Here is an 11,929-nt window from a genome sequence, read left to right on the forward strand (position 1 = left end):
GCTCTAGCCGTCATTGCGAGGCGCCCGCGACAATTGCGCTGCGCTCGCAATGACTGAGCGCGGAGCTAGATGGTCTGCCGGTTGCGCCAGAAATTCACGACCCGCTCGGCGGTCGTCGGCATCAGGCGCGTGAAGTTCACGCGCGCGGTCTCGATATCGGCGTCGGCCGGCGTGCGATGCGGACCGTACCAGAGCAGGATGAGCGCGCGCACCGTGGGCCAGCCCAGATTCAGCACGCGGCCGACGATGAGAAGCGGATCGCAACGGTCGCCTGAAACCAGGCGGTCGAGAACCGAGAGGCGGACGCCGGACATCGCCGAGAGCGAGGCGATCGATTCCTCGTACTTGTTCGCCTTGGCGAAGCCGAGCAGCGCGCTCTCGCCGAGATGGCCCTCGCGCTGCAAGGTCAGCACCGTACGCTGGGCTCCCGAGAAATCGCGCCGCGGTCCCGGCGGCAGCGCAGCTTCCTCGATCGCCGCCATCGCGCGCTTGATCTCGACCTGGCGCGCGGGATTGACGACGCTGGAGAGGCGGCGGCGGATGACGTCGAGCGTGCCGTCGAGAAGCTGCTTCAGGTTCTCACCCGAAAGATCGGTACGCTGGCCGATCTTGAGCGTCAGCACGCCGTCCTGCGCGGCACGCTTGATGAGCTCGGAATAGCTGCCGGGCGAGAACGCCGCGCCGGCATTGCCCGCGGCACGGCGCACCACGTCGCGATCGCCGCGCTCGACCAGCACGTCGGTGATCTCGGTCGACAATGCGGGGCGCTCGGTCATCGCCAGCAGATGGCCCTGCCCCTTCAGTCGCGCGATCTCGACCAGCGCGGCATCGCCGAGCACGGGCGAGCGGCGCAGCACCGGGCCGGCCACCATGATCTCGTTTTCGTGCGCAAGCTGATTGACCAGATGCGGCGGCGCGTTGTTCAGGTGCGAGAAGCGCTCGGCCAGGTCCACGCGCGAGGCAAGCTCCGCATGCGGCACGAGATCGATCAGGAGATTGTCGAAGAGATCGATGAGCTCGGGACGAAGATTGGCGGAATCCTGGAAGAACAGTTCGGAGATGGCGCGCGCGATCTCGCCGCGTCGCCGCGGATCGCCGCGTTTGACGATATCGTCCAGTCCGGGAATGAGCGACGTGGCAACGGTCATGAAAACGCAACTCGAAGGGGGCACGCCGCGGGCGCGCCCTTGGTCCAAGCCGCCCCACAATCAGGGAATTTAGCCCCCCGAGGTGAAGGAAGCGTTAGGCCCGGGACGCCGCGAATCGGGCGCAAAAAGCCTCGTTTGGCCCGCGATGGGCCTTGTCCAAGGGGAGAGAAAGCGCTATATCAGCGTCAATTCATCTTCTCATACGATCCGCGTAGGAGAGTGGGCCCGAAAGGACCCGCTCTTTTTTATTACCTGAACGCGGCTTGGCGGAAGATGCGGCCCGACGCGTGTCGGGAAGAGTTCCAAAGCGGCTTTGACATCTTAACCAAGCCTTAACCTCAAGCCCTATCCAACGAGCGCCTTGACCCCTGTTATGACCGAACCGAACACTGGTTCCACCGATGCCGAGTTGCTGGCCGAGCCGAGGCTCGTGGTCGAGCCGGGCGTGGCGGCACGTGTGTCTGCGGTCGCAGGTCCGGTGCTCGAGGGCATGGGCTACCGGCTGGTGCGGATCCGCATCTCCGGTGAGGCCGGCTGCACCGTGCAGATCATGGCCGAGCGGCCGGACGGCTCGATGCAGCTCGAGGATTGCGAGGCGATCTCGCGGGCGTTGTCGCCCGTGCTCGACGTCGCCGACCCCATCGACCGGGCCTACCGGCTGGAAATCTCCTCGCCGGGGATCGACCGGCCGCTGGTGCGCCGCTCTGATTTCGAGCGTTATTCCGGCCATCTGGTGAAGATCGACATGGCCGTCGCCCACGAGGGACGCAAGCGGTTCCGTGGCACGCTCGGTGCCGTCGAGGGCGACCGGGTGCACCTGCGTCGCGACGACGTCAAGACGAGCGACAATCCCGACGTTCTCCTGAGGATGGAAGACATCAGCGAGGCACGGCTGGTGCTGACCGACGAGCTGATCGCGGAATCCATGCGCCGCGGCAAGGCGCAGGAGCGTCAGATGCGCCGCGATCTCGGACTGGAGCCGCCGGCTGCACCGCACGCTGAGATCAGCGCGAAGATCACCAAGAACACCAAGCCGGCGAAAAAGAAGCCGGCCCCGACCAACACCAAGAAACATCGCCTTGCCGCCGAACGCGCGCGGCGCGGCGAGATCGATCCTGACCAAGGAGACTAGCCATGGCAGTCAGCGCCAATCGACTTGAATTGCTCCAGATCGCCGACGCCGTTGCGCGCGAGAAATCGATCGACCGCGGCATCGTCATCGCGGCGATGGAGGACGCCATCGCCAAGGCGGCGCGGGCCCGTTACGGCAGCGAGACTGACGTTCACGCCGAGATCGACCCGAAGAAGGGCGAGTTGCGGCTGTCGCGCCACATGCTGGTGGTCGACAAGGTCGAGAACCATTCCAACCAGATCTCGCTGGTCGACGCGCAGCGCGCCAATCCCGGCGCCCAGGTCGGCGACACCATCGCCGACACCCTGCCGCCGCTGGAATACGGCCGTATCGCCGCGCAGTCGGCCAAGCAGGTGATCGTGCAGAAGGTGCGCGAGGCCGAGCGCGACCGGCAGTACCAGGAATTCAAGGACCGCATCGGCGACATCGTCAACGGCGTCGTCAAGCGCGTCGAATATGGCAGCGTGATCGTCGACCTCGGCCGCGGCGAAGCCATCATCCGCCGCGACGAGATGCTGCCGCGCGAAGTGTTCCGCAACGGCGACCGCGTCCGCGCCTACATCTTCGACGTCCGCCGCGAGACGCGCGGTCCGCAGATCTTCCTCTCCCGCACCCATCCGCAGTTCATGGCGAAGCTGTTCGCGCAGGAAGTGCCGGAAATCTATGACGGCATCGTCGAGATCAAGGCGGTTGCCCGCGATCCGGGCTCGCGCGCGAAAATCGGCGTAATTTCCCGCGATTCCTCGGTGGATCCGGTCGGCGCCTGCGTCGGTATGCGCGGCTCGCGCGTGCAGGCCGTGGTGAACGAATTGCAGGGCGAGAAGATCGACATCATCCCGTGGTCGCCCGACATCGCGACTTTCGTGGTCAACGCGCTGGCGCCGGCCGAAGTCTCCAAGGTCGTCATCGACGAGGACCGCGAGCGCATCGAGGTCGTGGTGCCCGACACCAACAACCAGCTCTCGCTGGCGATCGGCCGCCGCGGCCAGAACGTGCGTCTGGCCTCGCAGCTCACCGGCTGGGACATCGACATCCTGACCGAGCAGGAGGAATCGGAGCGCCGCCAGGCCGACTTCGAGAACTCCACTCGCGTCTTCATGGAATCGCTCAACGTCGACGAAGTGGTCGGCCAGCTGCTGGCGTCCGAGGGCTTCACCTCGGTCGAGGAACTCGCCATGGTGGACCTCAAGGAACTCGCTGGCATCGAGGGTTTCGACGAGGAGACCGCGCAGGAGCTGCAGAGCCGTGCCCGCGAATATCTCGAGCAGCAGGAAGCGGAGATCGAGGCGAGGCGCAAGGAGCTCGGTGTCGAGGACGCCGTCAAGGATGTGCCCGGCGTCACATCCAAGATGCTGGTGAAGTTCGGCGAGAACGACATCAAGACGGTCGAGGACCTCGCGGGCTGCGCCACCGACGATCTGGTCGGCTGGACCGAGCGCAAGGAAGGCGGCGAACAGACCAAATTCCCGGGCGCCCTGGACGGCATCGAGATCTCCCGTGACGATGCCGAAGCGATGATCATGCAGGCCCGCGTCAAGGCCGGCTGGATCACCGAGGCCGATCTCGCCAAGCCCGCCGAAGAGGCTGAAGCGACTGAAGATCAGCCGGCTTAAGGGCAAGGAGAATGTCGTCCGGATGCTCGCAGACACTGACCACGAACTCGACAATGGCCCGCGGACCGAAAGGTCCGCGACCATGCGGATGTGCGCGGTCAGTCGGCAGGTCCGGCCGATCGACGAACTGATTCGCTTCGTCGTATCCCCCCAAGGCGAAATAGTTCCCGATCTCAAACGCAAGCTGCCCGGACGCGGCATGTGGGTGACCGCCTCACGCGAGGTGGTTGCGGAAGCCGTGCGGCGTCACCAATTTAGCAAGGCCTTCAAGCGCGAGCTGCGCATCCCTCAGACGCTTCCCGCCGACATCGAGGCGCTCCTGGTTCGGAGCGTCACCGAAGCCCTTGGGATCGCCGCCAAGGCGGGCCAGGTCGTGGCCGGCTTCGGCAAGGTCGAAAGCGCCCTTGGGGAGGGCACGGCCGAGGTCCTGATCCACGCCAGCGACGGGGCTGCGGACGGAATCCGCAAATTGGACATGCTGGCGCGTCAAAATGCCGGAAATCGCGGCGCCAAGCCGCAGATTCCCGTCGTGACCGCCCTGAAATCGGTAGAATTGGATTTGGCACTAACCCGGTCAAATGTGATACATGCTGCCCTGCTCGCGGGCCCGGCGAGCAAGTCATTCCTGTCACGTAGCCAGATGCTGGTCCGATACCGGATGGCGGACGATGACAAGACTGCTGAAAAGCACGGCCAGGATTTCTGAGAGACAACGACGACCCGATTGGACGGTGCGGCAACGCACAACACTGATAAATCAGGATTAGGACTGCTGAATGGTTGATACCAAGACCCCTGGCGACAAGAAGCTGAGCGTTCCGAGCAAGACGCTATCGCTCAAGCCGCGCGTCGAAACGGGCACTGTGCGCCAGAGCTTCGCCCATGGCCGCAGCAAGCAGGTGCTGGTCGAGAAGCGCGGCAAGCGCCGCGTCGACGGCACTCCTGAGCCACAGGCCGCCGAGGTGGCGAAGCCCGCGCCGGCTGCGCCTGCACCCGCTCCGTCGCGTCCCGCGCCGCCGCGCAATGCCGGCTCCGGCGTGGTGCTGCGTACGCTGACCGAGGACGAGCGCTCCGCCCGCGCCAGCGCGCTGGCCGATGCGAAAGTTCGCGAAGTCGAAGAGCGTCGCCAGGCCGAGGAAGAGGCTCAGCGCCGCGCTGTTCGCGAAGCCGCTGAACGCGCCGAGCGCGAAGCCGCCGAATCCCGCCGCAAGGCCGAGGAAGAGCGCCACCGTCACGAGGACGAGGCCAAGCGCAAGGCCGAGACCGAGGCCAAGAAGCGTTTTGGCGAAGGCGAGCAACCGCAATCCGCCTCGCGCCCCGCTGCCGCGGCAGCAGCCCCGGCCGCTCCTGCAGCGCGCCCCGGCGCGCCCGCGCCGCGGCCTGGCGCCACGACGGCTCGCCCGGGAGCGACGACGGCCCGCCCAGGAACCACCACGCAGCGTCCGGCCGGCGGACCGCTCGGTCGCGCGCCCGCGGTTGCCGCTGGACCAGACGAGGACGATGGTCCGCGTCAGATCCGTCGCGGTCCCGGCGGCGCTGCACGTCCTGCGGCAGCCCCCAAGACCACCCACAAGCCCGGCCCGCAGAAAGAGCGCGGCCGCCTCACGGTGGTCACCGCGCTCAATGCCGACGAGGTGCGCGAGCGTTCGATCGCCTCGTTCCGCCGCCGCACCCAGCGTCTGAAGGGCCACGCCTCGAACGAGCCCAAGGAAAAGCTGATCCGCGAGGTGGTGATTCCTGAAGCGATCACCATCCAGGAACTCGCCAACCGCATGGCCGAACGTGCGGTCGACGTCATCCGCATGCTGATGAAGCAGGGCGCGATGCACAAGATCACCGACGTGATCGACGCCGACACCGCGCAGCTGATCGCCGAAGAGCTGGGCCACACCGTCAAGCGCGTCGCCGCCTCGGACGTCGAGGAGGGTCTGTTCGACCAGGTCGACGATTCCACCGACACCGAGACGCGTTCGCCTGTCGTGACCGTGATGGGTCACGTCGACCACGGCAAGACCTCGCTGCTCGACGCGCTCCGTCATGCCAACGTGGTCTCCGGCGAGGCCGGCGGCATCACCCAGCATATCGGCGCCTATCAGGTCGTCTCGCCCGAAAGCGGCAAGAAGATCACCTTCATCGACACGCCCGGCCACGCCGCGTTCACCGCGATGCGCGCCCGCGGCGCCAAGGTCACCGACATCGTCGTGCTGGTGGTCGCGGCCGATGACGGCGTGATGCCGCAGACGGTCGAAGCCATCAACCACGCCAAGGCGGCGCGGGTGCCGATCATCGTTGCCATCAACAAGATCGACAAGCCCGACGCCAAGCCCGAGCGCGTGCGCACCGAGCTGCTCCAGCACGAGGTGCAGGTCGAATCGTTCGGCGGCGACGTCGTCGACGTCGAAGTGTCCGCCAAGAACAAGACCAACCTCGACAAGCTGCTGGAGATGATCGCGCTCCAGGCCGACATCCTCGACCTCAAGACCAATTCGGAACGGCCGGCCGAGGGCACCGTGATCGAGGCCAAGCTCGACCGCGGCCGCGGTCCGGTCGCGACCGTGCTGGTCCAGCGCGGTACGCTCCGGGTCGGCGACATCATCGTCGCGGGCGCCGAGATGGGCCGCGTCCGCGCGCTGATCTCGGATCAGGGCGAAACCGTGCAGGAAGCCGGCCCCTCGGTGCCGGTCGAAGTGCTCGGTTTCAACGGTCCGCCGGAAGCCGGCGACCGTCTCGCCGTGGTCGAGAACGAAGCCCGCGCCCGCCAGGTCACCAGCTACCGCGCGCACCAGAAGCGCGAGAATGCGGCTGCCTCGATCTCCGGCATGCGCGGCTCGCTCGAGCAGATGATGTCGCAGTTGAAGACCGCGGGCCGCAAGGAATTCCCGCTGATCATCAAGGCCGACGTGCAGGGCTCGCTGGAAGCGATCCTCGGCTCGCTGGAGAAGCTCGGCACCGACGAAGTCGCAGCCCGCATCCTGCATGCCGGCGTCGGCGGCATCTCGGAATCCGACGTGACGCTGGCCGAGGGCTTCAACGCCGCGATCATCGGTTTCTCGGTTCGCGCCAACAAGGAGGCCGCTGCGGCCGCCAAGCGCAACGGCATCGAGATCCGCTACTACAACATCATCTACGATCTCGTGGACGACGTGAAGAAGGCGATGAGCGGCCTGCTCGCGCCGACCCTGCGCGAAACCATGCTCGGCAACGCGTCGATCCTGGAGATCTTCAACATCTCCAAGGTCGGCAAGGTCGCCGGCTGCCGCGTCACCGACGGCACCGTGGAACGCGGCGCCAATGTGCGCCTGATCCGCGACAACGTCGTCGTGCACGAAGGCAAGCTGTCGACGCTGAAGCGCTTCAAGGACGAAGTGAAGGAAGTCCAGTCCGGTCAGGAATGCGGCATGGCCTTCGAGAACTACCACGACATGCGTGCCGGTGACGTGATCGAGTGTTACCGCGTGGAGACGATCCAGCGCTCCCTGTAAGTCCAAATCTTACCGAAGCGCCCGGATCTTTTTGAACTGAAATTGCGGGAGTGCGATGGCCGGATTGTTTCCGGCCATCCACCCCTCTTCGTTTCAACAGGACAAATGACAATGCCCGTGTTCCAAGCACGGGCATGACGAGGTGATTTTCGAGAATGCCACGCCATCATCAGAAGAAGAGTTCCGTCCCCGGCGGAGGCTCGCAACGTCAGTTGCGCGTCGGCGAGCAGGTTCGCCACGCGATGGCCGATATTCTGGCGCAAGGCAATGTGCATGATGCTGACCTCGAAGGTCACATCATCACCGTGCCGGAGGTGCGGATGTCGCCCGACCTGAAGCTCGCGACAGTCTATGTGATGCCGCTCGGTGGCCGCGACACCGACATCGTCATCGCTGCGCTCGAACGCAACAAGAAGTTCCTGCGCGGCGAAGTCGCGCGGCGCGTTAACCTGAAATTTGCACCTGACATTCGCTTCCGCGTCGACGAACGATTCGACGAAGCGGAACGGATCGAGAAGCTTTTGCGAACACCTGCGGTGCAGAAGGACCTCGAACAGGACTCCAAACAGGACTTGGAACAGGATCCGGAGACGGATCGGGAAGAAGAACGATGACGATGGACCCGGCTCACGACACGATCAGCGGCGAACAGGCCGATCAGCGCGACGTGCAGAAGAATAATTTTGCGGACATGGGCGGCAATACTCAGCCGCATCACGAGCCGCGCCGCGTCAACAACGATCCGCGTGCCAACAACAAGCAGAAGGGCAACCAGGTTCGCCGCGATCGGCGCGACGTCCATGGCTGGGTCGTGCTCGACAAGCCGATCGGCATGACCTCGACGCAGGCGGTTGCCGTGCTCAAGCGCCTGTTCAACGCCAAGCGCGCCGGACATGCCGGCACGCTCGATCCGCTCGCCTCGGGCGGGCTGCCGATCGCGCTCGGTGAAGCCACCAAGACCGTTCCCTTCGTCATGGACGGCCGCAAGCGCTACCAGTTCACGGTGTGCTGGGGCGAGGAGCGCGACACCGACGACATCGAAGGCCGGGTCACCGCGACCTCCGACCAGCGTCCGACCCGGGAGGCCATCCTGGCCCTCCTGCCGCGCTTTACCGGGGTCATCGAGCAGATCCCGCCGCGCTATTCGGCGATCAAGGTCCAGGGCGAGCGGGCCTATGACCTCGCCCGCGACGGCGAGGTCGTGGAATTGGCGCCCCGTCCGGTCGAGATTCACCATTTAACCCTTGTGGATCAACCGGATAACGACCGGGCCGTGTTCGAGGCCGAGTGCGGCAAGGGCACCTATGTCCGCGCGCTGGCCCGCGATATGGGCCGGATTCTCGGCACTTACGGCCATATCTGCGCGCTCCGGCGGACCCTGGTCGGCCCATTTGGCGAAAACGACATGATTCCGCTGGATCAGCTGGAGGCTTTGTGCGATAGAGCCGCGTCCGGCGAGGGTAGCCTCGCGGACGCGCTTATGCCCGTTGAGACCGCGCTGGACGACATCCCGGCACTGGCCGTCACTCGGGCTGATGCGGCAAGGCTCCATCGGGGCCAGGCCGTTTTGTTGCGCGGACGGGATGCGCCCACTTGTAGCGGCACAGTCTATGTCACGGTGGCAGGCCGTCTTTTGGCGCTTGCTGAAGTTGGCAATGGCGAAATCATCCCCAAGCGTGTGTTCAACCTGACCGGCCTGACTGCCAGCCCCGGTCGCAACGAGAGAAATTGACGATGTCGATTGCCGCAGAACGCAAAGCGGAAGTCATCAAGACGAATGCCACCAAGGCCGGCGACACCGGCTCGCCGGAGGTTCAGGTCGCGATCCTGTCGGAGCGCATCAACAACCTGACCAACCACTTCAAGACCCACGTGAAGGACAACCATTCGCGTCGTGGCCTCTTGAAGCTGGTCTCGACCCGCCGCTCGCTGCTCGACTACCTGAAGAAGCGGGACGAGGCGCGTTACAAGGCTCTGCTCGAGAAGCACAACATTCGTCGCTAAGTGTTCCCACGCGCGCCACCGGCGCGCGTTTTCGTGCGTGGTTTCGAGCGAGAGCGTTTATTTAAGGCCTTTTGATCGAAGCTGCGCGCACGCCGGATGTGGATCGTTGACGATTCGGATCCGGGGCATGATGAGCGAAGACCTAAGTTTCGGTGTTCGCGCTCGTGCCGACTGACAGTCCAGCAGCAATCCGGCGGCTGGGCACAACGGGCAAGGCGCCCGTATGACCCGAAAGGATGGACGCCATCCGAAATCCAAAAACCATGGCAGGATCGCAGGACGCTGATCACCCGCTTCGATCAGCGCCCCGCAATCTTGCGCATGGTTTTTGTTTTTCGAGCCGTCCTTCTTTCGAGAACCCATGAAAGAAGACATCTATGTTCAATAAGCATTCGGTCGAGATCGACTGGGGTGGACGCACTCTCAAGCTGGAAACCGGCAAGATCGCCCGTCAGGCCGATGGCGCCGTCGTCGCCACCTATGGCGAGACCGTCGTGCTCGCCACCGTCGTCGCGGCGAAGGCGCCGCGCGAAGGCGTCGACTTCCTGCCGCTGACCGTCGACTACCAGGAGAAGACCTACGCTGCGGGCCGCATCCCCGGCGGCTATTTCAAGCGTGAGGGACGTCCGACCGAGAAGGAGACGCTGGTCTCCCGCCTGATCGACCGTCCGATCCGTCCGCTGTTCGTCGACGGCTGGCGCAACGAGACCCAGGTGATCGTCACCGTGCTCTCGCACGACATGGAGAACGACCCTGACATCGTCGCGCTGGTGGCTTCGTCCGCCGCGCTGACCCTGTCCGGCGCGCCCTTCAAGGGCCCGATCGGCGCCGCCCGCGTCGGCTTCGCCAATGACGAGTTCATCCTCAACCCGACGCTCGACGAGATGGTCGACACCCAGCTCGACCTGGTCGTCGCCGGCACCGCCGACGCCGTGCTGATGGTGGAGTCGGAAGCCAAGGAGTTGAACGAGGACATCATGCTCGGCGCGGTGATGTTCGGTCACCGTCACTTCCAGCCGGTGATCAACGCCATCATCGAGCTCGCCGAGAAGGCCGCCAAGGAGCCGCGCGAAGTCACCGTCATCGACAATTCCGCGCTCGAGAAGGAGATGCTCGGCCTCGTCGAGCAGGAGCTGCGCGCCGCCTACGCCATCCCGGTCAAGCAGGATCGCTACGCCGCGGTCGGCAAGGTCAAGGAGAAGGTGATCGCCCATTACTTCCCCGAAGGGCAGGAGCCGAAATACGACAAGCTGCGCATCTCCGCGGTGTTCAAGGAACTCGAGGCCAAGATCGTTCGCTGGAACATCCTCGACACCGGCAAGCGCATCGACGGCCGCGACAGCAAGACCGTGCGCAACATCGTCGCCGAAGTCGGCGTGCTGCCCCGCGCCCACGGCTCTGCGCTGTTCACCCGCGGCGAGACCCAGGCGCTGGTCGTGACCACGCTCGGCACCGGCGAGGACGAGCAGTACATCGACGCGCTGTCGGGAACGTACAAAGAGACGTTCCTGCTGCACTACAACTTCCCTCCCTACTCGGTCGGTGAGACCGGTCGCCTCGGCGGCACCAAGCGCCGCGAGATCGGCCACGGCAAGCTCGCCTGGCGCGCGATCCACCCGGTGCTGCCGCCGCACCACGAGTTCCCCTACACCACGCGCGTGGTGTCGGAGATCACTGAATCGAACGGCTCGTCCTCGATGGCTTCGGTCTGCGGCGCCTCGCTCGCGCTGATGGATGCCGGCGTGCCGTTGAAGCGGCCGACCGCGGGCATCGCGATGGGCTTGATCCTCGAAGACAAGCGCTTTGCGGTGCTCTCGGACATCCTCGGCGACGAGGACCATCTCGGCGACATGGACTTCAAGGTGGCCGGCACGGAAGCGGGCATCACCTCGCTCCAGATGGACATCAAGATCGAGGGCATCACCGAAGAGATCATGAAGGTGGCGCTGGCCCAGGCCAAGGATGGCCGTATCCACATCCTCGGCGAGATGGCCAAGGCGCTGACCAACGCCCGCGCCGAGCTCGGCGAATACGCGCCGCGCATCGAGACCTTCAAGATCGCCACCGACAAGATCCGCGAAGTGATCGGCACCGGCGGCAAGGTGATCCGCGAGATCGTCGAGAAGACCGGCGCCAAGGTCAACATCGAGGACGACGGCACCGTGAAGGTCGCCTCCTCCGATGGCGAGGCGATGAAGGCCGCGATCAAGTGGATCAAGTCGATCGCGTCCGATCCGGAAGTCGGCCAGATCTATGACGGCACCGTCGTCAAGGTGATGGAGTTCGGCGCGTTCGTGAACTTCTTCGGCTCCAAGGACGGCCTCGTCCACATCAGCCAGCTCGCCGCCAACCGCGTGCAGAAGACCTCCGACGTCGTCAAGGAAGGCGACAAGGTCAAGGTCAAGCTGCTCGGCTTCGACGACCGCGGCAAGACCCGCCTGTCGATGAAGGTGGTCGACCAGGTCACCGGCGAAGACCTCGAAGGCAAGGGCGGCGAGGGCGAGAAGGCCCCGCGCGAAGCCGCCGGCGAGTAAGCTTCGCTGGACTGCC

Annotated in this window: 9 protein-coding genes; 8 read left to right on the plus strand and 1 reads right to left on the minus strand. The window is 65.1% G+C overall.

Translation table 11 applies throughout. The features are described 5' to 3' along the window. Positions 1 to 65: 65 nt before the first annotated feature. Entirely contained in the window at positions 66 to 1,148 is a 1,083-nt protein-coding gene (locus tag TSA1_RS24615) for a DUF2336 domain-containing protein (RefSeq protein ID WP_100178595.1), read from the minus strand. 373 nt (positions 1,149 to 1,521) lie between these two features. On the opposite strand from TSA1_RS24615, the gene rimP reads away from it, so the two are divergent. The 8 genes from rimP (at position 1,522) to pnp (ending at position 11,913) form a co-directional block, all read left to right on the plus strand. Further along, entirely contained in the window at positions 1,522 to 2,280 is a 759-nt protein-coding gene (gene rimP / locus TSA1_RS24620; protein WP_100178596.1) for a ribosome maturation factor RimP, read from the plus strand. Between the two features lie 2 nt (positions 2,281 to 2,282). Further along, the gene (gene nusA / locus TSA1_RS24625; RefSeq protein WP_100178597.1) at positions 2,283 to 3,893 is read left to right on the plus strand and encodes a transcription termination factor NusA; all 1,611 of its coding nucleotides are present in this window, start codon (positions 2,283 to 2,285) and stop codon (positions 3,891 to 3,893) included. Between the two features lie 22 nt (positions 3,894 to 3,915). Further along, positions 3,916 to 4,599, plus strand: coding sequence for an RNA-binding protein (locus TSA1_RS24630; protein ID WP_100178598.1), 684 nt, complete (start codon positions 3,916 to 3,918; stop codon positions 4,597 to 4,599). Positions 4,600 to 4,669: 70 nt separating this feature from the next. Beyond that, complete coding sequence (infB, locus tag TSA1_RS24635) at positions 4,670 to 7,375, plus strand: translation initiation factor IF-2 (RefSeq protein ID WP_100178599.1); 2,706 nt, start codon at positions 4,670 to 4,672, stop codon at positions 7,373 to 7,375. A gap of 155 nt (positions 7,376 to 7,530) precedes the next feature. Then, a complete protein-coding gene (rbfA, locus tag TSA1_RS24640; protein WP_100178600.1) occupies positions 7,531 to 7,989 on the plus strand; it encodes a 30S ribosome-binding factor RbfA in 459 nt (152 codons plus the stop codon). Then, positions 7,986 to 9,107: a tRNA pseudouridine(55) synthase TruB gene (gene truB / locus TSA1_RS24645; protein WP_174719058.1), complete on the plus strand. Its 1,122-nt coding sequence runs from the start codon at positions 7,986 to 7,988 to the stop codon at positions 9,105 to 9,107. The genes rbfA and truB overlap by 4 nt, the downstream gene beginning before the upstream one ends. A 2-nt stretch (positions 9,108 to 9,109) precedes the next feature. Beyond that, positions 9,110 to 9,379, plus strand: coding sequence for a 30S ribosomal protein S15 (rpsO, locus tag TSA1_RS24650; RefSeq protein ID WP_018644188.1), 270 nt, complete (start codon positions 9,110 to 9,112; stop codon positions 9,377 to 9,379). Positions 9,380 to 9,756: 377 nt separating this feature from the next. Continuing rightward, positions 9,757 to 11,913, plus strand: a complete 2,157-nt coding sequence (gene pnp / locus TSA1_RS24655; RefSeq protein WP_100178601.1) for a polyribonucleotide nucleotidyltransferase — start codon at positions 9,757 to 9,759, stop codon at positions 11,911 to 11,913. Positions 11,914 to 11,929 lie beyond the last annotated feature (16 nt).

The organism is Bradyrhizobium nitroreducens (assembly GCF_002776695.1).
Lineage (GTDB): Bacteria > Pseudomonadota > Alphaproteobacteria > Rhizobiales > Xanthobacteraceae > Bradyrhizobium > Bradyrhizobium nitroreducens.